At 69.0% G+C, this 25,465-nt stretch carries 24 protein-coding genes; 21 read left to right on the forward strand and 3 right to left on the reverse strand.

All coding sequences use genetic code 11. The features are described from left to right. Positions 1–19 precede the first annotated feature (19 nt). On the reverse strand, positions 20–472 hold the full coding sequence (locus tag I2487_RS05005) for a hypothetical protein (protein WP_207170870.1): 453 nt from the start codon (positions 470–472) through the stop codon (positions 20–22). 5 nt (positions 473–477) lie between these two features. Next, positions 478–1,239: a 4-hydroxy-tetrahydrodipicolinate reductase gene (gene dapB, locus I2487_RS05010; protein ID WP_207170871.1), complete on the reverse strand. Its 762-nt coding sequence runs from the start codon at positions 1,237–1,239 to the stop codon at positions 478–480. A 123-nt stretch (positions 1,240–1,362) separates the two neighbouring features. On the opposite strand from dapB, the gene I2487_RS05015 reads away from it, so the two are divergent. From I2487_RS05015 to galK, 4 genes are read left to right on the forward strand one after another with little or no spacing between them, the layout of a single operon-like run. Then, the gene (locus I2487_RS05015) at positions 1,363–2,202 is read left to right on the forward strand and encodes a DeoR/GlpR family DNA-binding transcription regulator (RefSeq protein WP_207170872.1); all 840 of its coding nucleotides are present in this window, start codon (positions 1,363–1,365) and stop codon (positions 2,200–2,202) included. Continuing rightward, positions 2,199–3,419: a galactose-1-phosphate uridylyltransferase gene (gene galT, locus I2487_RS05020; RefSeq protein ID WP_207170873.1), complete on the forward strand. Its 1,221-nt coding sequence runs from the start codon at positions 2,199–2,201 to the stop codon at positions 3,417–3,419. The genes I2487_RS05015 and galT overlap by 4 nt, the downstream gene beginning before the upstream one ends. Next, on the forward strand, positions 3,416–4,414 hold the full coding sequence (gene galE, locus I2487_RS05025; protein ID WP_207170874.1) for a UDP-glucose 4-epimerase GalE: 999 nt from the start codon (positions 3,416–3,418) through the stop codon (positions 4,412–4,414). The genes galT and galE overlap by 4 nt, the downstream gene beginning before the upstream one ends. Continuing rightward, positions 4,411–5,631 carry a galactokinase gene (gene galK / locus I2487_RS05030; RefSeq protein ID WP_207170875.1) on the forward strand — a complete coding sequence of 407 codons (1,221 nt, stop codon included), beginning with the start codon at positions 4,411–4,413 and terminating at the stop codon, positions 5,629–5,631. The genes galE and galK overlap by 4 nt, the downstream gene beginning before the upstream one ends. Positions 5,632–5,646: 15 nt before the next feature. Here the strand turns inward: galK and I2487_RS05035 are convergent, their stop codons facing one another. Then, the gene (locus I2487_RS05035; protein WP_207170876.1) at positions 5,647–6,861 is read right to left on the reverse strand and encodes a heparan-alpha-glucosaminide N-acetyltransferase domain-containing protein; all 1,215 of its coding nucleotides are present in this window, start codon (positions 6,859–6,861) and stop codon (positions 5,647–5,649) included. Between the two features lie 217 nt (positions 6,862–7,078). On the opposite strand from I2487_RS05035, the gene I2487_RS05040 reads away from it, so the two are divergent. From I2487_RS05040 to dapF, 17 genes are all read left to right on the forward strand, one after another. Then, a complete protein-coding gene (locus tag I2487_RS05040) occupies positions 7,079–7,903 on the forward strand; it encodes a DUF4397 domain-containing protein (protein ID WP_207170877.1) in 825 nt (274 codons plus the stop codon). A 1-nt stretch (position 7,904) separates the two neighbouring features. Then, on the forward strand, positions 7,905–8,624 hold the full coding sequence (locus tag I2487_RS05045; protein WP_207170878.1) for a sortase domain-containing protein: 720 nt from the start codon (positions 7,905–7,907) through the stop codon (positions 8,622–8,624). Positions 8,625–8,658: 34 nt separating this feature from the next. Then, positions 8,659–9,216, forward strand: a complete 558-nt coding sequence (locus I2487_RS05050) for an RNA polymerase sigma factor (RefSeq protein ID WP_255545958.1) — start codon at positions 8,659–8,661, stop codon at positions 9,214–9,216. Then, the gene (locus tag I2487_RS05055) at positions 9,209–10,180 is read left to right on the forward strand and encodes an anti-sigma factor domain-containing protein (protein WP_207170879.1); all 972 of its coding nucleotides are present in this window, start codon (positions 9,209–9,211) and stop codon (positions 10,178–10,180) included. Before I2487_RS05050 ends, I2487_RS05055 begins: the two co-directional genes overlap by 8 nt. 65 nt (positions 10,181–10,245) lie before the next feature. Next, positions 10,246–11,208 (forward strand): 4-hydroxy-tetrahydrodipicolinate synthase, encoded by a 963-nt coding sequence (gene dapA, locus I2487_RS05060; protein ID WP_207170880.1) that lies wholly within the window; start codon positions 10,246–10,248, stop codon positions 11,206–11,208. Positions 11,209–11,305: 97 nt separating this feature from the next. Next, positions 11,306–12,988: a ribonuclease J gene (locus I2487_RS05065; protein ID WP_207170881.1), complete on the forward strand. Its 1,683-nt coding sequence runs from the start codon at positions 11,306–11,308 to the stop codon at positions 12,986–12,988. A gap of 203 nt (positions 12,989–13,191) precedes the next feature. Then, the gene (locus I2487_RS05070; RefSeq protein ID WP_255545959.1) at positions 13,192–16,563 is read left to right on the forward strand and encodes an FtsK/SpoIIIE family DNA translocase; all 3,372 of its coding nucleotides are present in this window, start codon (positions 13,192–13,194) and stop codon (positions 16,561–16,563) included. A gap of 7 nt (positions 16,564–16,570) precedes the next feature. Then, on the forward strand, positions 16,571–17,263 hold the full coding sequence (pgsA, locus tag I2487_RS05075; RefSeq protein ID WP_207170882.1) for a CDP-diacylglycerol--glycerol-3-phosphate 3-phosphatidyltransferase: 693 nt from the start codon (positions 16,571–16,573) through the stop codon (positions 17,261–17,263). Then, entirely contained in the window at positions 17,256–17,945 is a 690-nt protein-coding gene (locus I2487_RS05080) for a CinA family protein (RefSeq protein WP_207170883.1), read from the forward strand. The genes pgsA and I2487_RS05080 overlap by 8 nt, the downstream gene beginning before the upstream one ends. 94 nt (positions 17,946–18,039) lie before the next feature. After that, positions 18,040–18,486 (forward strand): helix-turn-helix domain-containing protein, encoded by a 447-nt coding sequence (locus I2487_RS05085; protein WP_036475055.1) that lies wholly within the window; start codon positions 18,040–18,042, stop codon positions 18,484–18,486. Between the two features lie 146 nt (positions 18,487–18,632). After that, positions 18,633–19,217, forward strand: coding sequence for a MarR family winged helix-turn-helix transcriptional regulator (locus I2487_RS05090; RefSeq protein ID WP_207170884.1), 585 nt, complete (start codon positions 18,633–18,635; stop codon positions 19,215–19,217). Further along, a complete protein-coding gene (locus I2487_RS05095; RefSeq protein WP_207170885.1) occupies positions 19,214–19,432 on the forward strand; it encodes a DUF3046 domain-containing protein in 219 nt (72 codons plus the stop codon). The genes I2487_RS05090 and I2487_RS05095 overlap by 4 nt, the downstream gene beginning before the upstream one ends. Before the next feature lie 221 nt (positions 19,433–19,653). Continuing rightward, positions 19,654–20,697 carry a recombinase RecA gene (gene recA / locus I2487_RS05100; RefSeq protein ID WP_036475049.1) on the forward strand — a complete coding sequence of 348 codons (1,044 nt, stop codon included), beginning with the start codon at positions 19,654–19,656 and terminating at the stop codon, positions 20,695–20,697. Between the two features lie 12 nt (positions 20,698–20,709). Then, positions 20,710–21,849, forward strand: a complete 1,140-nt coding sequence (locus tag I2487_RS05105) for a RecX family transcriptional regulator (RefSeq protein ID WP_255545960.1) — start codon at positions 20,710–20,712, stop codon at positions 21,847–21,849. A gap of 11 nt (positions 21,850–21,860) precedes the next feature. Then, on the forward strand, positions 21,861–23,435 hold the full coding sequence (gene miaB / locus I2487_RS05110; RefSeq protein WP_518523698.1) for a tRNA (N6-isopentenyl adenosine(37)-C2)-methylthiotransferase MiaB: 1,575 nt from the start codon (positions 21,861–21,863) through the stop codon (positions 23,433–23,435). Beyond that, positions 23,435–24,406: a tRNA (adenosine(37)-N6)-dimethylallyltransferase MiaA gene (miaA, locus tag I2487_RS05115; protein WP_207170886.1), complete on the forward strand. Its 972-nt coding sequence runs from the start codon at positions 23,435–23,437 to the stop codon at positions 24,404–24,406. Before miaB ends, miaA begins: the two co-directional genes overlap by 1 nt. 80 nt (positions 24,407–24,486) lie before the next feature. Then, on the forward strand, positions 24,487–25,461 hold the full coding sequence (gene dapF / locus I2487_RS05120; RefSeq protein WP_345941335.1) for a diaminopimelate epimerase: 975 nt from the start codon (positions 24,487–24,489) through the stop codon (positions 25,459–25,461). Positions 25,462–25,465 lie beyond the last annotated feature (4 nt).

The raw sequence follows: 25,465 nt of genomic DNA on the forward strand, positions 1-25,465 counted from the left end.
CTCAGCGGAGGATCAGGACCTACCGGCCTGAGCGGTCGGACTTCTCCATGGCGATGGCCTTGCGCATGTTCTTCCTGGCCCGGGTGCGATCCCCGGCGATGTCGTAGGCGATGGAGAGCCGGAACCAGGAGCGCCAGTCTTCTGGGGCGGCCTCGGCCTCGGCGGCGTAGATCTTGAACTGCTCATCGGCCTGTGCGCGGTTCGCCCGGCCTCCGGCGGAGCGCTCCACCGTGTCCTCGGGCAGCCCGCCCTCGGTCTCCAGCTTCCGGCCCAGCCGCTCGGTGCCGATGCCGAAGAGCAGCTCCCGGGCCAGCACCCAGACGCCGAGGATCACGATCAGCATCGCGCCGGCGCCGATGAGCTGCGCGGCGAGGTCATCGACCCGCAGGAACCGCCATGCGGAGGCCCCGGCGCCGACCAGCATGATGGCGAGCAGGACGATGACCAGTCCGGTCCAGAACTTCGTCTTCATCCGGGTTACAGCCCCAGATCCAGGTAGCCGTCGAGCCCGTGGGTCAGCCCGGGGCGTGAGCCCACGGTGCGCAGGCCCAGCAGCACGCCGGGCATGAAGGAGGCCCGGTCGAAAGAGTCGTGGCGGATGCTGAGCTGCTCGCCGGCGGAACCCAGCAGCACCTCCTGGTGGGCGACGAGCCCGCGCAGCCGCACCGAATGCACGTGGATCCCCGCCACCTCTGCGCCGCGGGCACCCTCCAGAGCGGTCTCGGTGGCATCGGGGGAGGGGCCGACGTCGGCGGCCTCCCGCGCCTGGCCCATCAGCTCCGCGGTGCGCACCGCGGTGCCGGAGGGGGCGTCGACCTTCTTGGGGTGGTGCAGCTCGATGATCTCTGCGGAGTCGAAGTACTGCGCGGCCTTAGCGGCGAAGGCGGTGGCCAGCACCGAGCCCAGGGCGAAATTCGGGGCGATCAGCACCCCGACGGAGGCGTGCTGGGCCAAGAGCTCCTCCAGCGCCTTCAGCCTGGCGGCATCCCATCCGGTGGTGCCGACCACGGCGTGGAGGCCATGTTCCACGGCGAAGCGCACATTGGCCTCGGTGGACTCCGGAACGGTCAGGTCCACCACATGGGTGGCGCCTGCGGAGAGCAGCTCGGGCAGCTCGGCCCCGCGGCCCAGTGCGGCGACCAGCTCCATGTCCGGCGCGTTCTGCACGGCCTCCACGGCCTCGGTGCCCATGCGTCCGCCTGCGCCGAGGACGGCGACTCGAATCTCTGCTGTGCTCATCTCCCCAGCCTATCGCTCACCCCGCCGGCCCCGGTGACCCGCTCGGAGGCGGGTCCAGGGGTGTTGGAAAGTGTTTGCTTGTGTTTGAATATGCGTGACCGTTCGACAGGAGAGGAGACGTCCATGCTGGCAGCCCAGCGCCGCACCGGAATCGTCTCGCTGCTCGAGGCCTCCGGGGCGGTGAGCGTCAGTGAACTCGCCGCACGCTTCGAGGTCTCGGACATGACCATCCGCCGGGACCTGGACCACCTTGCCGCCCACGGACTGATCGCCAAGGTCCATGGCGGGGCCGTGACTCCGGACGGGTCCTCCACCAGCCTCTCCGCGCGACGCACCGAGGAGCCAGGTTTCCAGGCGAAGTCCGCCCAGTCCCGGGCCGAGAAGCAGGCCATCGCCGCGGCCGCCATGGACCTGGTGCGGCCGGGCATGTCCATCGGCCTCTCTGCCGGCACGACCACCTGGGCGTTGGCGCACCAGTTGCGCGGGATCGCCGAGCTCACCGTGGTCACCAACTCCCCGCGGATCGCGGAGATCTTCCACCGCGGCGCCGATCAGGCGCCGGTCGAGGGCGCGGCCACCGACCAGACCATCATCCTCACCGGGGGAGTGCGCACGCCCTCGGATGCGCTGGTCGGTCCGATCGCGAACCAGGCGCTGCGATCCCTGCACCTGGACCTGGTCTTCCTCGGCGCCCACGGCTTCGCGCTGGACGCCGGATACACCACCCCGAATCTGGAGGAGGCCGAGACCAACCGCACCTGGCTGGCGACCGCGCCGCGCGCCGTCGCGCTGGCCGATCACAGCAAATGGAACACCACCGCGCTGGGCACCTTCGCCGAGCTGGAGCAGATCCCCACACTGATCACCGATGCCGGGCTCGCGGACGCCGCAGGCGAGGCGCTGCGCGAGCGGCTCGAGTCGCTGATCCTCGCTGAGCCCACCGAGACCAGGAGCCCCCGATGACCACCCCCGACAGCGCAGCGCAGCGACCCCCCTCCGAGGAGCCAGCCGGCGCACCCACCCTGCCGGCGGCGCAGCGCACCCGCGCCCAGCTCGCCGACGGCCGGGAGATCTTCTTCTTCGACGACGCGCCCCGCCGACGCACCGTCCAGGACCGTCGCGAGATCTCCCGACCGGTGGGCGGCAACGAGATGCGCTATGACCCGCTGCTGCGGGAATGGGTGGCCATCGCCGCCGCCCGGCAGCACCGCACCCACCTGCCCGCCACCGCGGAATGCCCGCTGTGCCCCTCCACTCCGAAGCGCGCCACCGAGGTCCCGCAGGACCAGTACGACGTCGTGGTCTTCGAGAACCGGTTCCCCTCCTTCCGCGGCGACATTCCGATCCCCGAGGACCTGCTGAGCACCAGGACGGCGGCGCAGGAGACCGCCGGGCTGCGCCAGCCCGGATCCGGGCGGTGCGAGGTGGTCTGCTTCACCGACCAGCACAGCTCCGCGCTTGGACAGGTCAGCCTCAGGCGGATGCGCACGGTGCTCGACGCCTGGGCGGACCGCACCGCCGCGATGCTCGCCGAGCCCGGCGTCGAACAGGTCTACTGCTTCGAGAACCGCGGCGAGGAGATCGGGGTGACGCTGAACCACCCGCACGGGCAGATCTACGGCTACCCCTTCATCACCCCGCGCACCCGCACCCTGCTGGACTCCGCTGCGGACTTCCGCGCCCGCCGGGGAGCCGATCTCTTCGCCGAGGTCCTGGCCGGCGAGGTCGCCGACGGTCGCCGGATCGTGGCGCGCACCGCCCACTGGACCGCGTTCGTCCCAGCCTGGGCACGCTGGCCGGTGGAGCTGCACATCTATCCGCACCGTGCTGTGGAGCGGCTGCCTGAGCTCACCGACGCCGAACGCGATGACTTCGCCGCGCTCTACCTGGATCTGCTGCGCCGCGGAGATCAGCTCTTCGACGCACCCCTGCCCTATATCTCCGGTTGGCAGCAGGCCCCGGCCTCGGCCGAACCTGGACTGATGCGGCTGCACCTGCAGCTGTTCTCGATCCGCCGGGCGGAGAACAAGCTGAAGTACCTGGCCGGCTCCGAATCCGGCATGGGCGTGTTCATCAATGACATCGCCCCGGAGGAGACGGCACGCCGACTGGTGGCGATCGGGCCCCAGACGGCAGAATCAGGGTCGGCAACACCCACAGACACAGAGGAGACACCATGAAGCTGCTGGTCACCGGCGGTGCCGGGTATATCGGATCCGTGGTGGTCCAGCGGCTGCTCGCCGAGGGTCACACCGTGGAGGTCCTGGACAACCTCAGCACCGGCCACGCGGACTCGGTCCTGGAGGGGGCGCGCTGGCATCAGGCCGAGCTGCTCGAGGTCGGTAAGATCCTGGACGCCAGCTTCGACGGCGTGGTCCACCTGGCGGCGCGTTCCCTGGTGGGGGAGTCGGTGAGCCACCCGGAGCGTTACTGGCATGGCAACATCGTGGCCACCCTGGCGCTGCTGGACGCGATGCGCTCGGCAGGGGTCCGCCGACTGGTGTTCTCCTCCACCGCCGCGGTCTACGGCGAGCCCGCCGGCGCCAGCATCGCCGAATCCGATCCGACCATGCCGACCAACCCCTACGGCGCCTCGAAGCTGGCCATCGATCACATGCTCACCGCCGAGGCCCATGCCCACGGCCTGGCCGCGATCAGCCTGCGCTACTTCAACGTCGCCGGGGCCTCGGGGGACCTGCGGGAACGCCACGACCCGGAGACCCACCTGATCCCTAACCTGCTCAAGGTCGCCGCCGGGGAGAAGGAATCTGCCAGCATCTTCGGCACCGACTATCCCACCGAGGACGGCACCGCGGTCCGTGACTACATCCACGTGCTCGACCTCGCCGAGGCGCACCTGCGGGCGCTGGAGGCCGCAGAGCCTGCGACCCACGAGATCTACAACCTCGGCACCGGCACCGGCACCTCGGTGCGCCAGGTGATCGACGCCGTCCGCGAGGTCACCGGCGCGGAGGTCCCAGCCGCGCAGGAGCCCCGCCGCGCCGGAGACCCGGCGGTGCTGGTCGCCTCCGGGGCCCGCGCGCTGGAACGTCTGGGCTGGAGCCCCACCCGAGAGGTCCGCGAGATGGTCGCCGACGCCTGGGCCGCACTGGGGCATGAGGTCAAGACCCCGCACCCGAGCACCCGAGCCCAGGCCTCGGGAGACCCGGCATGAGCCCCGAGATCGATGGGCTCGAAGGGAGCGGGCTCGAAGGGCGCGGGCTCGAAAGTCTGGCCGAGCGCTTCCACGCCGTATATGGCAGACCCGCCGCCGGGATCTGGGCCGCCCCGGGACGAGTCAACCTGATCGGGGAGCACACCGACTACAACGGCGGCTACGTGTTGCCCTTCGCGCTGCCCCAGGTCAGCAAGGTGGCCGCCGCCGCCCGTGAGGACCGCACGGTCAAGGTGCGGTCGCTGCTCAACGGGGAGACCGCGGAGTTCAGCCTGGACGGGCTGGCCCCGGGCGTCGTCGAGGGCTGGGCCGGCTACGCCGCCGGGGTGCTCTGGTCCCTGGAGCAGGCCGGACACCGACTTCCGGGCATGGATCTGCTCATCGACTCCAACGTCCCGGTGGGCGCTGGACTCTCCTCCTCCGCCGCCCTGGAATGCTCGGTGGCGCTGGCCGCCACCGAGATCGCCGGCGTGGTGCTGCCCGCCGCAGAGCTGGCCCGGCTGGCTCAGCACGCGGAGAACGACTTCGTGGGCATGCCCTGCGGGATCATGGACCAGATGACGGCGGTCGCGGCCGAAGCCGAGCATGCGCTGCTGCTGGACACCCGCAGCATGAGCACGGAACAGGTCCCGTTCACCCTGGCCCAGGACGATCTGGCCCTGCTGGTCCTGGACTCCCTCGCCGAACACCGCCTGGTGGACGGGGAGTACGCCGCCCGCCGAGCCCAGTGCGAGGCCGGCGCGCGGATGCTGGGGGTCACGAGTCTGCGCGAGCTCACCGACGACGACGTCGCGCCCGAGGATCTGCTCGCACGGATCACCGATGAGGTCATCCTGCGTCGGGTCCGGCACGTGCTCACCGAGAACGCCCGGGTGCTCGCGGCCCGGGAGGCGCTGCGCACCGGGGCCTACGCCCAGCTCGGCGAGATCCTCTCCGCGGCCCACGTCTCCGCGCGGGACGACTTCGAGATCACCGTGGAGGAGACCGACACGATGGTGGAGACGCTGCTCACGGTCCCGGCCTCGGTCGACGTGCAGCCCGCGCTGGGCGCCCGGCAGGTGGGCGGCGGCTTCGGCGGCTGTGTGATCGCGCTGATCCACGCGGACTCCTTTGACGGGCTGCTCGCCGCGGTGCAGGAGAATGCCCGCCGACGCGGCTTCACCGAGCCCACCGGCTTCCTCGCCCGCGCCTGCCCCGGCGCCCGACGTCTGGCCTGAGAACCTGCCGCGGCCCTAGCGGCCGGCGGCGGCGTTGCCCGCGGCATGGGCCAGGGCCTCGAGCGGGCCGCGGCGGCGCAGCATGAAGCGCAGCAGCCCCGCACCCAGGGCGCCGATGACCATCAGCATCAGCATCTGGGCCGGGGAATACTCGGTGAGGAAGGTCAGGAAGTCCGGCACCTGGGTGCCGCGCCAGAAGTGGAGCACCACCAGGTGTGCCACGTAGAGGGTCAGCGGCATCGCACCCGCCCCGATCAGCGGAGCCAGCAGCCAGCGCAGCTTCTCTGCGGCGAGCAGGCATACGCCCAGCACCAGCATCGAGGTGCCGATGGTGTGGATCAGATCCATCGTGGAGCCCTGATGCGGAGTCCCCAGCAGGAACCACAGATCCTCATTGACCAACGGGATCTGATAGGTGCCCACCAGAAGCTCGGCGCGCACCTCGGCGCTGGACCAGCCGTAGCGCGCGGCGAGCTCGGGGATCAGCGTGGACTGCCAGAGCATCCACAGGTGCACCGCATAGCTGACCACTGCCAGCCCCAGCCCGATTCCGGCCAGCTTCAGCGCGACGGGGGCCCGCTGCAGCTGCAGCCGACCGATCGCCATGCCGGTGAAGAGGTAGGCCGGCCAGATCAGCAAGGGGTAGTAGCCGGTCAGCGCCAGGTCCATGCCCAGCACGGCGGGATTCGCCAGGTCGGCGACTCCGGGGGAGTGCCAGAGCCGCCACATGTCGGGGAATCCCTCCCAGGAGCTGCGCAGATCATTGTGCAGCCACCAGAACGCCGCTGGGGCCGCCGCCACCCAGGCCCCGGCCAGGGCGAACAGCGGCACCGCGCCCAGACGCAGGAACGGCAGCGCCAGCAGGAAGAGCAGTCCGTAGTGCACCAGGATGATGGCCACCCCGGAGTTCAGCGCGGCCACCAGCAGTCCGATCACCACCACGATCAGCGCACGCACCGCGATGGCCTTGCGATCACCGGCGAGCTGCGCCCCGGAGTGAGCCCGGCCGCCGCCGCCGGTGAGCAGCGAGAGCCCCACGCCGGCCAGCATCGCGAACAGCGCCGAGGGGCGCCCGGTGAAGAGCAGGCCGGTCCAGCTGGCGTCGTTTGCGGGCTCGGAGATGGTGGGCAGCACGTGGACGGTCATCATGCCCAGAAGCGCGAGGCCGCGGGCGGCATCGACTCCTGAGATGCGCCGCAGGCGTGAGGAGGTGGGGCCGGCTTTGATCACCGTACGTACGTTACTGCCTCGCCCACCGAACCGGAGTCGAGACCCGACCGGAGCAGCCGACCGGGCAATTCACGGGCAGCTCACCGGCCGCCTCCCCGGGCACCGGGAAAACTCTTCGCACCCGGTGCAACCTTTTCTCGGCCCCGGCGGTAGTACTGGTGTGAGCACAAAAAGTGATCACCATCACTGCCTTCAGGCACCCTGAAAGGACATCGCCATGCGCAAGTCACTTCCACTCGCCACCACCGCGCTCGTCGGTATGGCCATTGCCGCCACCGCAGTCCCCGCCTACGCCGCCGAGGAGGGCGAAGCCTCAGCCCAGCTCTCGGTGCTGCATGCCGTGCCAGATCTTCCCGTAGACGTCTACGTCAACGGTGAACTGACCCTCGATGACTTCAACCCCGGCGACCTCGCCGGGCCGCTGGAACTGCCCGGCGGCGACTACTCAGTGGCCATCACCGCCGCCGACGCCGAAGATGATTCGGATCCGGTGCTCGGTCCCGTGGACGTCTCCCTGGAGAGCGGCGGGAACTACACCGCAGCGGCCCACCTCGACGCCGACGGCAACCCGACCGTGACCGCCTTCGGCAACGACACCTCGGAGCTCGCAGCCGGTGAGGGCCGCCTCACGGTGCGCCACGTGGCCGCCGCCCCGGCCGTCGACGTCTGGGCCAACGGCGAGGTGGCCGTCGAGTCGCTGTCGAACCCGGACGAGGCCTCGCTGGACCTGCCTGCCGGCACGCTTGAGGCCGCCGTGTCTCTGGCCGGCGAGTCTGACCCGGTCATCGGCCCGGCCGACGTCGACGTCGCCGAAGGCGTCAACACGATCGTCTACGCCTGGGGCTCCGCCGCGGACGGCAACCTGGCGCTCGCCACCCAGACCGTGGACGCCACGCACTCCTCGCCGGACGGCGTGCCCACCGGCAACTTCGAGGTCGTCGCCGGCCAGTCCACCGCCGGCTGGGTCGCCGGCATCGGCGTGCTGGCTCTGATCGGTGTCGGCACCGTGGCGATGGGTGTTCGCGCCAAGAGCCGCGTCTGAGATGAACAACCACCGTCGTCGCCTGCGGGCGGGTCACTCCGCCGGCCTGGCTCTCGTGCTCAGCGCTGCTCTGGTCGCAACAGGGTGCGCCACCTCAGCTGCTGAGCGCCCCGAGGGCCAGGCGGCGACGGTCTCGGCCTCCGGAGAATCCCAGGAGCCTTCGGCGTCTTCCCCTTCGCCGGAGGCCCCTGGGTCTCCGGAGGCCACCCCATCGGTTCTGAGTCCAGGATCCATCCCGGTGCAGCCTGCCGACCAGGGGCAACAGGAGCCCACCCCTGAGCCCACGCAGCTGCTCTACCCGGGCATCGATGCGGATATCCCGGTGGAGCCGCGCGGCGTCGCCGAGGATGGTCAGATGGACATCCCCGACGACGCCGCCCAGGCGGCCTGGTATGAGTACGGAAAGGCGCCGGCAGATGAGGTCGGGACCACCGTCATCTCGGCTCACGCCGGTTCCCAGGAGACCCCCGTCGGGCCGCTCTATGCACTGAAGGACTCCCGGCCAGGCGAGGAGGTCACGGTCCTTGACGAAGCCGGCGTGGAGCACCACTATGAAGTCACACAGGTGGAGCAGCTCGGCAAGGACGGACTGGACTTCGCTCCGTACTTCGAGCGAGCCGGAGAACACCGTCTCGTGCTCATCACCTGTGGGGGTCAGTGGATCGACGAGCGCAGCAGCTATGCGGACAACATCATTGTGGTCGCTGAACCCCTCGACTGAGCAGGCGAGCGCCCCGGCTGCGGGGACCGCGCCCTTGCCCTCCGACGAAGGAGACGCCCTGGATCAGCAGCCTCTTGCGACGCGCTTCGCGGCCGGGGAACCCGCAGCCATGCATGACCTCTACCAGCAGCACGCGAGCTTCGTGTTCTCGCTGTGCATGGTCGCGCTGCGGCATCGTCAGGACGCAGAGGATGCCACCCAGCAGGTGTTCACCCGCGCCTGGCGCTCGCGGGAGAGCTATGACCCTTCCCAGCCGACCGGCGCCTGGATCACCGGGATCACCCGCCGGGTGATCGCTGACGTATTCGCCCGGCGCGAGCGCGATCAGCAGACCGCCGAGGCCGGGGCCGATGTGATGGTGCGCAACGGCGCGACACGGCCCACCGACGCCGTGATCGATCGAGTCGTGGTCCAGCAGAGCCTGCGACAGCTGGGTCCGCCGCAGGATGAGATAATTCGCCTGGCTTATTCCGAGGATCTTCCGCTCAGAACGATCGCGGAACGCCTGGAGATGCCGCTCGGCACCGTGAAATCCCATGTCCATCGGGGCCTGGCACGCATGAGAGAAAGTCTGGAGGTGCATAGTGACTGAGCAGATCCCACCGCGGAACGGTTCCAGCTCGGATGGGCACCTCACAGACGAGCACCTCGCGATCCTCGCCGACCCCCGGCTCGGCCGCACCGAGCCCACTGCTGAGCCCGCCGCCGGGCAGGCGCACCAGCTGCGGCCTTCCGTGCAGCGAGAGCACCTCACGCTGTGTGGACCCTGTCGCGCGGCATTCGAGGCCACCGAACGCGCCATGGAGGCGCTGCGGGATCCCGCCGCACTCCACGAGCCCCCCGCCGAGCTCTGGGACCGCATCGCCGCCGAGATCGCCGCGATCTCGGAAGAGACCCGGGGTGCCGGCCCGAGCCCCTCGGGCCGAGGCCGCCCGGCGGAGGACCGCTCGGACAGAGACCGCCCAGCGGAGGACCTCCCGATGGAGGACCGCTCGGGGGAGGACCGCCTGGACGGAGGCCGCCCGATGGCCTCGGTCAGCGAGCTGGGCTCCCGCCGGCGCCGGCGGGCCGGCACCGCGGAGCATCCTCCTCGTCGGCTCTGGGTTCCGCTGGCGGCGGCCGCCGCGGGTGCCGTGCTCGGCGGTGCGGCGGTGGCAGCGCTGCTCGCCCAGAACGACCCGGCGGAGGTCCAGCCCCCCGTGGCGGTGACCACCGTGGTCGGCGACGCCACCCTGGAGCCGGTGGCCGCAGAGGACTTCACCGGCCGCGCCGAAATGGTCGAGACCGAGGCCGGGGACCTGGAGCTCACCGTGGAGATCTCAGCCGCCCCGGACCCGGAGGCCGGGTACTTCGAGGTCTGGCTGCGTGACGCGGAGGGCACCCAGCTGATCTCGCTCGGCTCCGCCACCGCCGGGGCCACCACCTTCACCGTCCCGGCGGGGATCGATCTGAGTCAGTATCCCGTGGTCGACGTCTCGCACGAACACTTCGACGGCGACCCCAGCCACAGCGGCACCACCTTGGGCGCCGGGCCCATGGAGGAGCCAGACAGCTGACCGCGCGTCCAGGTTCCCGCCCGTCGCTGGCCCCCGGGCGGGACCCAGGCGGTAGGCTGTTGCCCATGGCAAGCGACAATGAGCCCACACACGAATTCGATCCGCACCTCACCGAGGGGCAGGTCCAGCACCCGGATCAGACCGACCCGTTCTTCGGGCACCTGATCACGGCGATGGTCACGCCGTTCACCCCGGATGACAAGATCGATTTCGATGCCTTCGAGGCGCTCGCCGTGCGACTCGTCGAGGAGGGCAACGACTCGCTGGTGGTCTCGGGCACCACGGGGGAGACCTCCACGCTGGAGGACCACGAGAAGGAGTCCCTGGTCCGTGCCGCGAAGTCCGCCGTCGGGGACCGGGCCAAGGTCATCGCCGGCACCGCGACCAATCACACCGACCACGACCTGCTGATGGCCAAGCGTGCCGAGCGCGCTGGGGCCGACGGCCAGCTGGTGGTCACCCCGTATTACAACAAGCCCAGCCAGGACGGCGTCTTCGCGCACTTCACCGCGGTGGCCAACGCCGCGGACCTGCCGCTGATGATCTACGACATCCCCGGACGCACCGGCATCCCGATCGCCACCGAGACGATCCTCAAGCTTGCCGAGCACCCGCACATCATGTCGCTCAAGGACGCCAAGAACGACATCACTGCCACCACCGAGGTGCTGACCAAGACCGACCTCGAGGTCTACTCTGGCGATGACCAGAACGTGCTCGCCTGGATGGCCATGGGCGCCGCTGGCGTCGTCTCGGTCACCGCCCACGTGGCCTCCCCGACCTTCCGCCGGATGATCGACGCGGTGCTGAACTATGAGCTGCGCGAGGCCCGCATCGCCCACGGCGAGCTCGGCCCGGTGATCCGCGCGATGATGACCCGCGTCCAGGGCGCGGTCTCCTGCAAGCAGGTGCTCAACTGGCTCGGCACCGGCATGTACCCCGGCGTCCGCCTGCCCCTGGTGCAGGCCAATGAACTCGAGAAGCAACTGATCATCGCCGACCTGCGCGAGGCAGGCTGGCAGCTCTGAGCCATCCGTCCGAAGCACGGGCGGGCAGCAGGAGCGCAGCACACAACCACTACACAATTGAGGTCCCCACCGGGATCTCTTGAGGAGGAATCTCACCTTGGCAGCACAGCGCCTCATCACTCCACCGAAACTACGCCGCGGCACCCTGCGCACGGTCGCTCTGGGCGGCCTGGGGGAGGTCGGGCGCAACATGACGGTCTTCGAGATCGGCGGCAAGCTGCTGATCGTCGACTGTGGCGTGCTGTTCCCCGAAGAGGAACAGCCCGGCGTTGACCTGATCCTTCCTGACTTCAGCTATATCGAGAACCGCCTCGACGACGTCGTCGGCCTGGTGCTCACCCACGGCCACGAGGATCACATCGGCGCCGTCCCGTACCTGTTGCGCAAGAAGCCCGACATCCCCCTGATCGGCTCCACCCTGACCCTGGCCTTCATCGAGGCCAAGCTCACCGAGCACCGGATCAAGCCCTACACCCTCGAGGTCAAAGAGGGCGACGTCGAGGACTTCGGTCCCTTCCAGTGCGAGTTCGTCGCGGTCAACCACTCCATCCCGGACGCGCTGGCGGTGTTCATCCGAACCGAAGCCGGTTCGGTGCTGCACACCGGTGACTTCAAGATGGACCAGCTTCCGCTGGACGGGCGGATCACCGACCTGCGCCACTTCGCGAAGCTCGGCGAAGAGGGCGTGGACCTGTTCCTCACCGACTCCACCAACGCCGATGTCCCCGGCTTCACCACTCCGGAGAAGGAGATCGGTCCGACCCTGGACCAGCTCTTCGGCACCTCCAACCGGCGGATCATCGTCGCGTCCTTCTCCTCCCACGTGCACCGGGTGCAGCAGGTGCTCAACGCCGCCCACGCGCACAACCGCAAGGTCGCCTTCGTGGGCCGCTCGATGGTGCGCAATATGGGCATCGCCTCGAAGCTGGGCTTCCTGGACGTGCCCGAGGGCATCCTGGTGGACATGAAGAAGGTGGACAACTACCCCGACTCCGAGGTGGTGCTGATGTCCACCGGTTCGCAGGGCGAGCCGATGGCGGCGCTCTCGCGGATGGCCAACGGCGACCACCCGATCCAGGTGGGTGAGGGTGACACCGTCATCCTGGCCTCCTCACTGATCCCGGGCAACGAGAACGCGGTCTTCCGCGTGATCAACGGGCTGCTCAAGCTCGGCACCGACGTGATCCACAAGGGCACCGCGAAGGTCCACGTCTCCGGGCACGCCTCCGCCGGCGAGCTGCTTTACTGCTACAACATCGTCAAGCCCAAGAACGTGATGCCGGTCCACGGCGAGACCCGCCACCTGATCGCCAACGGCAAGCTCGCCGAGGACACCGGGGTCCCCAGCGACCGGGTGATCCTCGCCGACGACGGCACCGTGGTGGACCTGCACCAGGGCGTGGCGCAGATCGTGGGTCAGGTCGAGTGCGGCTACGTCTACGTGGACGGCTCCTCCATCGGTGAGATCACCGACAACGACCTCAAGGACCGTCGGGTTCTGGGCGAAGAGGGCTTCATCTCGGTGGTCGTGGTGGTCAACCGGCAGACCGGCAAGATCATCTCCGGTCCCGACATCCACGCCCGCGGTGTGGCCGAGGAGGATCAGGTCTTCAAGGACATCAAGCCCAAGATCTCCCGCGCGCTCACCGAGGCGATCCAGGACAACAAGGAGCACACCACGCATCAGCTGCAGCAGATCGTGCGTCGCACCATGGGCTCCTGGGTGGCGCGCAAGCTGCGCCGCAAGCCGATGATCGTCCCGGTGGTCGTCGAGACCTGATCCCACGTGGATCGTCTCCACCCCCCTCACCACGCCGCTGGGCCTCGCATCGCGCGGGGCCCAGCGGCGTATCCGGGCCCAATGGCACCGCGGGTGCCCCTGGTCCCGGGGGAGCCCGCAGCCTCCCCGGGACCAGGGCCTGGCCCGGGTGAAAGGTGTGCCGATCGGTGACCGGACCCGGCATCGAGGGTAGGTTAGCTTCTATGGCGACACGTACTTCCCCCGCTCGAGCCGCCAGCACCAAAGGAAGCAAGACCTCCAAGAGTGCATCCGGCCGCGCGACGACGTCGAAGAATTCCTCCAACCCACCAGCAGAGGCCCCTCGCGGGAACCTGCTGGCCTCCGCCGCGCGCGGCTTCTGGCTGGCCCTGGCCACGCCTGTGGCCTCTGCCGTGCGCGGGATCGGGCGGCAGGTGAAGGTTCATCCCGATGATCGCCGCGACGGCGCCGGGCTGGTGTTCTTCCTGCTCGCGCTGCTCACCGCGGTGGTCGACTGGTGGGGGGCCCGCGCCCTGGATCACTGGGCGCTGAACCTGGTGCACACCTCCACGGCAGGCACCTTCGGCTGGGCCTCGGTGATCCTGCCGCTGATCCTGTTCATCGCCGCGGTGCGCTACTTCCGCGCACCCCAGGACCACTCCAGCAACGCCCGGATCGCCGCGGGCAGCGCGATCATCCTGGTCGCCTCCGCCGGTGTGGTGCACCTGGCCAATGGCCTGCCCAGCATCAACGAGGCCTTCACCGTCGGCGAGGACGGCAGCTTCACCGCGCTGCTGAACTCCGGAGGAGTCATCGGCTACCTGGTCAGCGTCCCGCTGGCCTCCCTGGTGACCGTCTACCCGGTCTGGGCGCTGCTGATCCTCGCGCTGCTCTCGGGACTGCTGGTCCTCACCGACACTCCGCTGCGCCGAGTGCCCGACCGGGTCGCCGTCGCCAAGAGCTTCCTCGTCGGGGAGCGCCGCGAACCGCTGGAAGATCCGAATCTGCCCAGCGGCGGGGCTGCCCAGCAGTCCGCACCGGCGCAGAAGTCCGGGTCGAGGTCCGGGTCGAGGTCTGCGGCCGCCGCAGCGCCCGCCGCCCCCTCCAGCTCCGAGGACGACGCCGCGGCCCGCCCGCTCCGCACCCCGCGCCACGCCGAGGACGGCTCCGCCGAGGGCCACACCAAGAAGTCTCTGCTCTCGAAGATCATGGGCTCCAAGCAGGACTCCGAGGACTCCGACATCGAGTCCTTCGGCCACGAGGACCCCGAGTCGAAGCGAGCCACCGAGGGAGCCTATGAGGACCCGGTGCTCGAGGAGTCCGAGTCCTCCAGCTCCCCGGCCGTGCCTGCCGGGGTGCGTCGCCCCACCGCCCAGGAGCGCGCCATCCAGCGCGCCCGGGACAAGGCTGACACCGCCGCAGCCCAGGCGGCCCCTGCCGCGGCAGCGGCTCCTGCCGTGCCGCCGTCGGGCGTTCCGTCCTCCGCCGCACTCAAGCGCAACCCCGACCCCGAGGCGCCCGCCCCGGCCGCCGCCATGCCGGTGCGCTCCGAGCAGCTCACCCTCGGTGGCGACGTCACCTACACCTTGCCGGAGCAGGGTCTGCTGCCCTCGGGCCCGCCGGCCAAGGAGCACACCGCCGCCAACGATGAGATCGTCCACGCGCTGAACCAGACCTTCCAGCAGTTCAAGGTCGAGGCCCAGGTCACCGGGTTCTCCCGCGGTCCCACCGTCACCCGCTACGAGGTGGAGCTGGTCCCGGGCACCAAGGTGGAGAAGGTCACCGGTCTGGAGAAGAACATCTCCCTTGCCGTGGCCTCCAACGAGGTCCGGATCCTTTCCCCGATCCCGGGCAAATCCGCCATCGGCATCGAGATCCCGAACAAGGACAAGGAAGTCGTCGCCCTGGGCGACGTGCTGCGTTCCAACGCTGCCCGCAAGACCGAGCACCCGATGGTCATGGGTGTCGGCAAGGATGTGGAGGGTGGGTTCGTCGTCGCGAACCTGGCGAAGATGCCGCACCTGCTCGTCGCCGGCGCCACCGGTGCGGGCAAGTCGGCCTTCGTGAACTCCATGGTCACCTCGATCCTCATGCGAGCCACCCCCGATGAGGTGCGCCTGGTCATGGTGGACCCCAAGCGGGTGGAGCTCACCGCCTACGAAGGTGTCCCACACCTGGTCACCCCGATCATCACCGACGCCAAGAAGGCCGCCGAGGCGCTGCAGTGGGTGGTCAAGGAGATGGACAACCGCTACGACGACCTCGCCCACTTCGGCTATAAGCATGTCGATGACTTCAACAAGGCCGTGCGCAACGGCGCGATCCAGCTGCCCCCGGACTCCAAGCGCGACCTGCGCCCCTATCCGTACCTGCTGGTGATCGTCGACGAGCTCGCCGACCTGATGATGGTGGCCCCGCGCGACGTCGAAGACTCGATCGTGCGCATCACCCAGCTCGCCCGCGCCGCCGGCATCCACCTGGTGCTGGCTACCCAGCGTCCCTCGGTCAACGTGGTCACCGGCCTGATCAAGGCGAACATCCCCTCCCGGATGGCCTTCGCGACTTCCTCCTCCACCGACTCCCGCGTGGTGCTGGACTCGGTGGGTGCCGAGAAGCTGCTCGGACAGGGCGACGCCCTGTTCCTGCCCGCCGGCCGGCCCAACCCGATGCGCGTGCAGGGTGCCTGGGTCAACGACTCCGAGGTTCACGCGGTGGTCGAGCACGTGAAGTCCCAGCTCAAGGCCCAGTACCGCGAAGACGTGGTCCCCGAGAAGGTCTCCAAGAAGATCGACGAGGACATCGGCGACGATCTCGACGTGCTCCTGCAGGCCACCGAACTCGTGGTGACCACGCAGTTCGGCTCCACCTCGATGCTCCAGCGCAAGCTGCGCGTGGGCTTCGCGAAGGCGGGTCGCCTGATGGACCTCATGGAATCCCGCGGTGTGGTCAGCGCGTCCGAGGGCTCCAAGGCCCGTGACGTGCTGGTCGCCCCGGAGGAGCTTCCCGGTCTGCTGGCCATGATGCGCGGCGAGGAGCCGCGCGCGGCGGCGCCCAGCGAGGACGCCCCGGAGGCCTATGACAACACCGGCATCGAATACGAGCCGGGCCAGTCGGTGCAGACCGCGCCCAGCGGGATCGTCGGCGGCGCAGCTCAAGGTGCTCCCACCGCCCCGAGCCCCGCACCGGCCGCAGGGCCCGGTTCTGCGGCTCCCGGCTATGCAGCGGTCTCCTCGGCCTCTGCCGTCTCTGGCGCCTCGGCCCCGTCCGGTTATTCGCCGGTCTCGGCCGTCTCGGCGCTCTCGGCGGATTCGGCACCAGACCCGGTGGGCTACCCCGCCACCCAGCCCACCCAGGTCCAGCAGGTCCAGGCGCGCGAGGTCGAGGACTACGCCGCACGCCGCGGCGCGGAGCCCACGCAGACCGAACCCACCCAGGCCGTCGGTCAGCGCCAGGTCAGCCGGGCCTCGCTCTCCAGCGCCGATCTGATCGCCCGCGATCTCGCCGAACGCACCGCGGCCCTGCCCGAGGCGAGGGACTATCATGACGGGCACGACTCCACGTCCGGCGAGGACATGTGGGAACTGACCGGACGCTGAGAGACTCATGACTGACACACCGCGTGAACCAGCTGCACAGACCGGGCCACCGGTCGAACCGCCGCTGCTCAATATCGCCAACATCCTGACCATGCTCCGCATCGCGCTCGTCCCGGTCTTCATCTGGTTCCTGGTGCTCGACGCCCAGGGAGAGGTGTTCGGCGGCTCCGGGGAGGCGACCAACGGCGGCTGGCGCTGGGCTGCGGCCGGGGTGTTCGCCCTTGCGGTGCTCACCGACAAGATCGACGGCGATCTCGCTCGATCTCGGAACCTGGTCACCGACTTCGGCAAGATCGCCGATCCGATCGCCGACAAGCTGCTGATCGGTGCGGGCCTGGTCATGCTCTCGCTGCTCGGGGAGCTGCCCTGGTGGGTCACCCTGGTGATCCTGGCCCGCGAGCTCGGTGTCACGGTGCTGCGCATGGTCGTGATCCGTTATGGGGTGATGCCGGCCTCCCGCGGCGGCAAGCTCAAGACCGTGCTGCAGTCCGCAGGCCTGCTGCTGATGCTGCTGCCGCTGGTGGTCATCGCCACCTGGCTCGCCGACGTCGCGTTCTGGATCATGATCCTCGCCCTGGTCGTCACCGTGGTCACCGGCGTGGACTACCTGATCTCCGCGATCCGGATGCGCCGCCGAGTGCGGGCGGACCGCGCCGCCCCGCAATCTGAGGATCCGCTCCGGGGCCGCGATCATGACTGATCTCACCCAAGAGCCCGACCCGGCATCTGGCACTGAGCCCGACCCCGCATCTGGCAAGGTGTCCGGCCGCGCCGGGGAGGTGGCGCGGGCCGCCGAGCGCCGGACGGAGCCGCGCACCATCATCCAGAGCCTGGGTCACCGCGACCTCACGCTGGCCACCGCCGAGTCGCTGACCGCCGGCGGCCTGTCCTCCCGCATCGCCGAGGTGCCCGGCACCTCGGTGGCGCTGCTGGGCGGCGTGGTCGCCTATTCCAGCGCCGTAAAGCGTAATGTTCTCGACGTCGATGCGCAGCTTCTCGAGGATCGCGGGGCCGTGGACCCGGACGTCGCGGCAGCCATGGCGCGCGGCGTCGCGTCCGTGACCGGAGCCGATATCGGCATCGCCACGACCGGTGTGGCCGGCCCCGAGCCGCATGAGGGCAAGGACGTGGGCACCGTGTACCTGGGCCTGGCCTGCAGAAAGACCTCTGCCGAGCGGCTCGGACTGCACCTGCCCGCCGGTGCCGAACCTGCCGCGGCAGGGCTGAACCCGGAGGACGCCCAGACCTGGCTCTCCGGCTCCCTGCTGCTGGACCTCCACGGTGATCGCGCGGAGATCCGGGCAGCCTCGGTCGAGGGCGCATTGAAGCTCGTCGAAGACTTCTTGCGGACCGAACCTCACGGCATCGGGGATCGCGACTAGAGTAGGAGCGTAGGTACCTTCAGCCGCCCCGGGAAGAAAACACCTGCGAAGACCGTTGATGACAGGTGGAACATACCGAAAGAGGAGTGAGTCCATGGTGAGACAACCAGTCACCGTCAACGGCGTGACCCGTTGGAAAGATATGGACGTCGACGGCGTCGCCACGACCCAGCCGCGAGAGTCCAAGGGCGTGGTCCTGCGCCAAGAGATCGGTGACGTCCTGCGCAGCATCCGTCAGGCCGAGGGCCGCACCCTGCGCGATGTCTCTCATGATGCGCGAGTGTCCCTGGGCTACCTCTCCGAGGTGGAGCGCGGACAGAAGGAAGCCTCTTCGGAGCTGCTGGCCTCGATCTGCTCGGCACTCGAGGTGCCCCTCTCCACGATGCTCTCCCAGGTCGCGGAGCGCATCGCCACCGCCGAGGGCCTGCATGTCCCCGACACCGTACCTACCGAGTTCCAGCGCGAGTTCGGCGGCGGTGTCGTCCCGGACCGGGTGCCCGACGCACTGACCCGAGAAGAACTCGCCCGCAGCGGGTCCTGAGGGCTTTACACCGGAGCCGTATGGGTCCGCCCGGCATGAGCGAGCAAGAAGACGACTGACCGAAGCCGTCTGCGAACAGGCCGAGACTCAGCATCGGAGGGCTGCCCTATAGGGCGGCCCTCTTCTGCTGTCTTAGACTGTTGCTCATGGAAAGTTTTGATCGACGCGCGAAGGTCCACGAGCTGGAGCAGGAATTCAACCGACTCTTCGTCCGGCGACGATTCAACGCCCTGCAGCTGGCGCGCCAGATCGACTCGGAGATCGAGCCGGCCTCCTATTCCGTGCTCGCCACGCTCCAGCAGATGGGCCCGCAGCGGATGACCGCCATCGCCCGGCACCTGGGGATCGGCAAGCCCACGCTCTCGCGTCAGCTCAGCACCTTGGAGCACCGCGGCTTCGTGGAGAAGGCCACCGACCCCGCCGACGGTCGGGCACAGATGGTCTCGCTCACCGAGGAGGGCCGCGCCCGCCTGGAGGCTGCCCAGGCAGACCGAGCCGAGCGATACCTGCAGATGCTCACCCCCTGGCAGGAGCTGGAGATCCAGACGCTCTCCAAGCTGCTGGCCAAGTTGAACCAGGCCTATACCGACTTCGACGCCGAGCAGGACCCCGCGCTCACCCAGGGCGCGGAGATCCCAGGAGCAGTGAGCCTCGCCGGGCCCGAAGAGCCCTCGGCCGGATCAGCCGCGCCCCAGGGGACCGCAGACAGCACCGACAAGAGGATTTCATGAGAGAAAGTCGATTCTGGTTCCTCATGGAGGGCGAGTTCGGACCGAACTATGCCCACGTGCTCGCCGACTCACTGGTGCTGAGCCAGTATCAGCTGACGGTGAAGTCCGCGCTGCAGGCCGGAGTGAGTCCCCGCGACGTCTGGGACGCCGTGTGTGACCAGCAGGATGTGCCTGCTGATCGGCGGCTCGGACGGGACATCGCGCCCAAGAGCTGAGCCGGTCCCCGGAGACGGGGCAGCCGCCGCGAGGACCCGGCCGGACACGCCGGGCGGCAGTCGAAGATATGTTCGATTCGATGCGCTAGAGTTTTCCCCAGAGGGCCCGAGCTGCGGAGTCGATCCGGTTGGATGCACATCGTCTGCCCGTGCACGAGGGCATGTCAGAGGGTCCGCCTAATCTGACACCACATACATACAACGAGTCATCGAGGTGAATCATGGCAGTCAGCAAAGATCGTGAGAAGGCGCTTGAAGCAGCGCTGGCACAGATCGACAAGCAGTACGGCAAGGGTTCGGTCATGCGTCTGGGTGATGAGACCCGAGCGCCCATCGAGACCATCCCGACCTCCTCGATCGCCATGGACGCCGCACTCGGCATCGGCGGCTTCCCCCGCGGCCGTGTCGTAGAGATCTACGGCCCCGAGTCCTCCGGCAAGACGACCGTGGCCCTGCACGCAGTGGCCAACGCCCAGAAGATGGGCGGCATCGCGGCCTTCATCGACGCCGAGCACGCCCTGGACCCGGTGTACGCCCAGAAGCTGGGTGTGGACACCGACGCGCTGCTGGTCTCCCAGCCGGACACCGGCGAGCAGGCGCTGGAGATCATGGACATGCTGGTCTCCTCCGGATCGATCGACATCGTCGTGATCGACTCCGTCGCCGCGCTGGTGCCGCGCGCCGAGATCGAAGGTGAGATGGGCGACTCCCACGTGGGTCTCCAGGCTCGCCTGATGTCGCAGGCGCTGCGCAAGATCGCAGGCCGACTCTCGCAGACCAAGACCACCGCAATCTTCATCAACCAGCTGCGCGAAAAGATCGGAGTCTTCTTCGGATCCCCGGAGACCACCTCCGGCGGCAAGGCGCTGAAGTTCTATGCCTCGGTCCGCGTGGACGTACGCCGCATCGAGACCCTCAAGGAGGGGACCAACGCGGTGGGCAACCGGACGCGCGCCAAGATCGTGAAGAACAAGATGGCCCCGCCGTTCAAGCAGGCCGAATTCGACATCATCTACGGCGAAGGCATCTCCCGCGAGGGTGGCCTGATCGACGTGGGCGTGGAGAACGGTCTGGTGAAGAAGTCCGGCGCATGGTTCACCTACGACGGAGACCAGCTGGGCCAGGGCAAGGAGAAGGCTCGAACCTTCCTCAAGGACAACCCCGATCTTGCTGATGAGATCGAGCGTCGTATCCGTGAGAAGCTCGGTCTGCTCGCCCCGCTGGAAGAAGAGGGTGGACCCGCGCTGAAGGCCGTCGACGCCTGATAGGAGGCGACTATGGGTGATCAGCAGCAGAAGATCGAAGCGCTGCGGGCTGCCATGACGAGCATCCAGGAGCGGGACCCGGACGCCCCGGTTCCCGACTTCCTGGTGGTGGACACCTCGGTGTCCGTCGCGCCGGCCGAGGTGACACCTGCTCGGGCCGAGTCCACCGGAGCCAGCTCGGTTCCGTCAGGCCCAGGAGCCGCCGCCGGCGCTGACTCCGAGCCTGCTGCTTCTGGGTCCGCGACCTCCGCCCCCGCCACCTCTGGGGGCGCTGGCGAATCTGGTGAGGATGAATCCACCGACCCGGAGTTCCTGGATCCTGAATCTGACGCCCCGGATTTCGAAGATCTTGAATCCGGTGACCTCGAGTTCGTAGCCTCCGCCGAGGCGCGTCCCCTCATAGAGCCGGAGAAGCTCTCGGAGGATCCCGTCTCGTTCTCGGCGGGGGAGCCCGTCGGCACCGGGGTCCAGGCCGAGGCTCGGTCGGGGACCGGGGCTGGGACCGAAGTGGAGACTGGGCCCGAGACTGGTGCGCGCGCGGCGTTGCCCGTCGAGGCGGAGGCTGAGTCGCCCGTCGACGAGGCGGAGGCTGAGTCACCCGTCGAGGCGGAGGCTGAACCCGCTGCGGAGGGAGTGGCCGCACTGCCTCCGGAGGAGCAGTACGAGAAGGCACGTGCGGTCGTGCTGCGCCGACTCACGGGATCCCCTAAGTCGCGGCACCAGCTCGCCGTGGCGCTGAAGGAGAAGGAGTTCAGCCCAGAGGTGATCACCCGGGTGCTGGATCGGATGGAAGAGGTACATCTGGTCAATGACACCGATTTTGCCCAGACCTGGGTCAGGGGTCGTCACGAGCTGAAGAACCTCGGGAAGTCTGCGCTGCGCCGGGAACTGCGTGAAAAGGGCATCAGCGAGCTGGTGGCCCAGGAGGCGCTGGAGCAGATCAGCCCTGAGGATGAAGGTGCTGCGGCGCGCGAACTCGTCCGGCGCAAGCTCCAGGGCAGACCCGTGCCCACCGGCCCCAGCCCGGAGGAGCGCGCCGAACGGGACAAGGTCACCCGCAGATTGGTCTCGATGCTGGCCCGCCGAGGCCACTCCCCAGGGGCGGCGTTCCAGATCGTCCGAGAAATGATCCAGGAGCACTCGGGCGAGTAGAATCCACTGCAATGAGTGATGCACTGATGGACCGCGCCGAGACCACCGCAGCAGATCCCGACCGAGTCGAGGCCTCTGCCGCAGACGCGCATTCGGCGGCGACGCGCCGACGCACCTACGAGGTGCGCACCTTCGGGTGTCAGATGAACGTGCATGACTCCGAGCGGATGTCCGGGCTTCTCGAAGATGCCGGCTACGGCCCCGCGCAACCGGGTGCCACGGCGGACCTGGTGGTGTTCAACACCTGCGCGGTGCGCGAGAACGCGGACAACAAGCTCTACGGACATCTCGGGATGCTCCGCCAGACCAAGGCCGAGCACGAGGGCATGCAGATCGCCGTCGGCGGCTGTCTGGCACAGAAGGACCAGGAGACCGTCCAGAAGAAGGCTCCCTGGGTCGACGTCGTCTTCGGCACCCACAACATCGGCTCGCTGCCGACGCTGCTGGAACGCTCCCGTCACAACGCCGAGGCCGAGATCGAGATCCTCGAATCCCTCGAGACCTTCCCCTCGACCCTGCCGACCAAACGCGAGTCCGTGCACTCCGGCTGGGTCTCCATCTCGGTGGGCTGCAACAACACCTGCACCTTCTGCATCGTGCCGGCGCTGCGCGGGAAGGAACGCGACCGTCGCCCCGGAGAGATCCTGGCCGAGGTCCGCGCGCTCGTCGCCGACGGTGCCGTGGAGGTCACGCTGCTGGGCCAGAACGTGAACACCTACGGCGTAGAGTTCGGCGACCGCGGTGCCTTCGCGAAGTTGCTGCGCGCCTGCGGAGAGATCGAAGGACTTGAACGTGTCCGGTTCACCAGCCCCCACCCGGCGTCGTTCACCGATGACGTCATCCACGCCATGGCCGAGACGCCGAACGTCATGCCCCAGCTGCACATGCCCCTGCAGTCCGGTTCGGACAAGGTCCTCAAGGACATGCGCCGCTCCTACCGATCCAAGAAGTTCCTCGGGATCCTGGAGAAGGTGCGCGAGTCCATGCCGGAGGCCGCGGTGACCACCGACATCATCGTCGGCTTCCCAGGGGAGACCGAGGCCGACTTCGCTGACACCATGCGGGTGGTGGAGGCCTCCCGTTTCGCCTCGGCCTACACCTTCCAGTACTCACCCCGCCCCGGCACCCCGGCAGCCACCATGGAGGATCAGATCCCCAAGGCGGTCGTGCAGGAACGGTTCGAGCGTCTGTGCGCCCTGCAGGACCGCATCGGCGCCGAAGAGAACGCCAAACTCGTCGGCAGCTCCCAGGAGCTGCTGGTCACGGCCGACTCCGGGACGAGATCCCGCGAGACCGGACGACTCAGCGGGCGGTCGCGGGACAACCGACTGGTGCATTTCACCGTGCCCGCCGGAGCCAGCTCTCCGCGTCCCGGGGACTTCGTCACGGTCACCATCACCGAGGCCGCCGGGTTCCACCTGCTCGCGGATCCGGCAGGGCCGGGAGACTACCGACTTCGCCGCTCACCCGCCGGGGAGGCCTGGGACCGCTGGCAGGCGGACTCCTGCGGAGTGGGCACCACGCAGGTGGGCGGACCCACCCCGGCGGTCTCCCTCGGCATGCCGACCCTGCGTCCCGCCTCCTGATGAGCGCTGCTGAGCTCGCGCCGCTGACCACCACGGAGGACTCTGCAGCCGCAGCGCCCACGGCCCCGCTGATCGTCCTGGTCGGCCCCACCGCCTCCGGAAAATCCGCCTTGGGCATCGAGCTGGCAGAGCGGCTCGACGGGGAGATCATCAACGCCGATTCCATGCAGCTCTACCAGGGAATGGACATCGGCACCGCAAAGATCACGCCGGACGAGGCTGGGGCCGTGCCGCACCACCTGCTGGACGTCCTCGACGTGACCCGGGAGGCCTCGGTCGCGGACTTCCAGGAACAGGCGCGCCAGGTCATCGGTGAGATCAGGGCCCGTGGCAAGACCCCGATCATGGTCGGAGGCTCGGGGCTCTACGTGCGCGCCGTGATCGACGTCATTGAGTTCCCACCCACCGACCCGGAGCTGCGCAGCCGCCTGACCCGGCGACTCGAGGAGGAGGGCGCGGCGCCGCTGCGTCTGGAGCTGCGCGACCTGGACCCTGAATCCGCCGCGGTCATCAAGGATGACCGTCGCCTGATCCGCGCCCTGGAGGTGGTGCTGCTGACCGGACGGACCTTCTCCTCGTTCATGCCGCAGCGAATCCACGAACCCAGCCTGGAACCGGTGGTGCAGCTCGGACTCGACGTGGACCGGTCCCTGCTCCACCAGCGCATCGCCCACCGTGTGCAGCGCATGGCCGAACAGGGTCTGCTCGAGGAGGTGCGCCAGCTCGACGACGCCGGGCTGCGCCGCGGACGCACCGCACCTCGGGCCATCGGATACCAGCAGTTCCTTCAGGTCCTCGACGAGGAGCTCACCCTGGCCGAGGCGATCGAATCCACCACGACGGCCACCCGCAGGTTCGCCCGCCGGCAAGAGACCTGGTTCCGTGCCGACCCCCGCGTGACCTGGTTGCACGCGCCCTCCGAAGACCTCTGCGGGCAGGCCCTGGAAGCGATACGGCAAGCCCAGCGTTGAACACCTCAGCAGCAGATACCCGTCCCAGCAGCACCGAATCCCAGCAGCAGCGCACCGACGCAGCAACGAAGGAGAACCGCGTGGCCCATCACCTCACCGGCCTGGAGGCCCTGCGCGGCACCGCAGTCACCAAGGCTCACGCCACCGGCAACGACTTCGTCATGATCGCGGACCCCAAGGGAGAACACACGCTCGAGGCACACCAGGTCGCCGCGCTCTGCGACCGGCACCTCGGCATCGGCGGCGACGGGCTCATCCGGGCGGTCCCCGCGCATCGGGTGGCCGGCGACGCCATGGTCTCCCGACTGCTCGCCGAGGACCCCGAGCTGAGCAGCACCGACGAGGCTCCGCTGTGGTTCATGGACTACCGGAACTCCGACGGCTCGGTGTCCGAGATGTGCGGCAACGGCGTGCGCGCCTTCGCGCACTTCCTGATCCATCAGGACCTGGTGCAGCTCCTCGAGGGTCAGCAGCTGCCGGTCCTGACCCGCGCCGGGCTGCGCAGCGTGCGCAAGGTGCCCGAGGGTTACGCGATCGGCATGGGCGTATGGTCCTTCCTCGACCCCGACCAGGCCGCCACCAACGCCTCTGACGCGCTGGTGATCGCCGCCGGACTGGAGGAGCCCCGGCCAGCCCTGAGCATCTCGATGGGCAATCCACACACCGTCGTCGCCCTCGGAGACGAGACCACGCTGCAGGACCTCAACCTCCACGAGGCGCCCAAGGTGGACCCGCTTCCACCCGCGGGGACCAACGTGGAGTTCGTGGTCCCCGCCGAACCGCTGGTCACCCCGGATGCGGACGGTCAGGCCGTGGGGCGGGTGCGTATGCGCGTACACGAACGCGGGGTCGGGGAGACCATGTCCTGTGGGACCGGCGCCTGCGCCGCGGCCGCTGCGGTCCGGGTCTGGGCCGCAGATGACACGGTGAACCTCTGGAAGGTCGACGTCCCCGGCGGACAGGTCACCGTCCGGTTCACCGCCCGTGAGGACGGGGCCGAGGATGTGGAGCTCTCAGGGCCGGCTCAGCTGGTGCTGACCGGGACCCTCACCTGAACAG

Source organism: Nesterenkonia sp. E16_10, from assembly GCF_017347085.1.
In the GTDB taxonomy this organism is placed as follows: Bacteria; Actinomycetota; Actinomycetes; order Actinomycetales; family Micrococcaceae; genus Nesterenkonia.

What these genes read in the sequence shown, in the direction of transcription:
- I2487_RS05095 (WP_207170885.1), top strand. Translation starts at nt 19,214, where the DNA reads ATGAGAGAAAGTCGATTCTGGTTCCTCATGGAGGGCGAGTTCGGACCG.
- dapB (WP_207170871.1), bottom strand. Translation starts at nt 1,239, where the DNA reads ATGAGCACAGCAGAGATTCGAGTCGCCGTCCTCGGCGCAGGCGGACGC.
- miaB (WP_518523698.1), top strand. Translation starts at nt 21,861, where the DNA reads ATGAGTGATGCACTGATGGACCGCGCCGAGACCACCGCAGCAGATCCC.
- galK (WP_207170875.1), top strand. Translation starts at nt 4,411, where the DNA reads ATGAGCCCCGAGATCGATGGGCTCGAAGGGAGCGGGCTCGAAGGGCGC.
- I2487_RS05045 (WP_207170878.1), top strand. Translation starts at nt 7,905, where the DNA reads ATGAACAACCACCGTCGTCGCCTGCGGGCGGGTCACTCCGCCGGCCTG.
- I2487_RS05090 (WP_207170884.1), top strand. Translation starts at nt 18,633, where the DNA reads ATGGAAAGTTTTGATCGACGCGCGAAGGTCCACGAGCTGGAGCAGGAA.
- I2487_RS05080 (WP_207170883.1), top strand. Translation starts at nt 17,256, where the DNA reads ATGACTGATCTCACCCAAGAGCCCGACCCGGCATCTGGCACTGAGCCC.
- galE (WP_207170874.1), top strand. Translation starts at nt 3,416, where the DNA reads ATGAAGCTGCTGGTCACCGGCGGTGCCGGGTATATCGGATCCGTGGTG.
- I2487_RS05070 (WP_255545959.1), top strand. Translation starts at nt 13,192, where the DNA reads ATGGCGACACGTACTTCCCCCGCTCGAGCCGCCAGCACCAAAGGAAGC.
- recA (WP_036475049.1), top strand. Translation starts at nt 19,654, where the DNA reads ATGGCAGTCAGCAAAGATCGTGAGAAGGCGCTTGAAGCAGCGCTGGCA.
- dapA (WP_207170880.1), top strand. Translation starts at nt 10,246, where the DNA reads ATGGCAAGCGACAATGAGCCCACACACGAATTCGATCCGCACCTCACC.
- pgsA (WP_207170882.1), top strand. Translation starts at nt 16,571, where the DNA reads ATGACTGACACACCGCGTGAACCAGCTGCACAGACCGGGCCACCGGTC.
- miaA (WP_207170886.1), top strand. Translation starts at nt 23,435, where the DNA reads ATGAGCGCTGCTGAGCTCGCGCCGCTGACCACCACGGAGGACTCTGCA.
- galT (WP_207170873.1), top strand. Translation starts at nt 2,199, where the DNA reads ATGACCACCCCCGACAGCGCAGCGCAGCGACCCCCCTCCGAGGAGCCA.
- I2487_RS05015 (WP_207170872.1), top strand. Translation starts at nt 1,363, where the DNA reads ATGCTGGCAGCCCAGCGCCGCACCGGAATCGTCTCGCTGCTCGAGGCC.
- I2487_RS05005 (WP_207170870.1), bottom strand. Translation starts at nt 472, where the DNA reads ATGAAGACGAAGTTCTGGACCGGACTGGTCATCGTCCTGCTCGCCATC.
- I2487_RS05105 (WP_255545960.1), top strand. Translation starts at nt 20,710, where the DNA reads ATGGGTGATCAGCAGCAGAAGATCGAAGCGCTGCGGGCTGCCATGACG.
- I2487_RS05040 (WP_207170877.1), top strand. Translation starts at nt 7,079, where the DNA reads ATGCGCAAGTCACTTCCACTCGCCACCACCGCGCTCGTCGGTATGGCC.
- I2487_RS05085 (WP_036475055.1), top strand. Translation starts at nt 18,040, where the DNA reads ATGGTGAGACAACCAGTCACCGTCAACGGCGTGACCCGTTGGAAAGAT.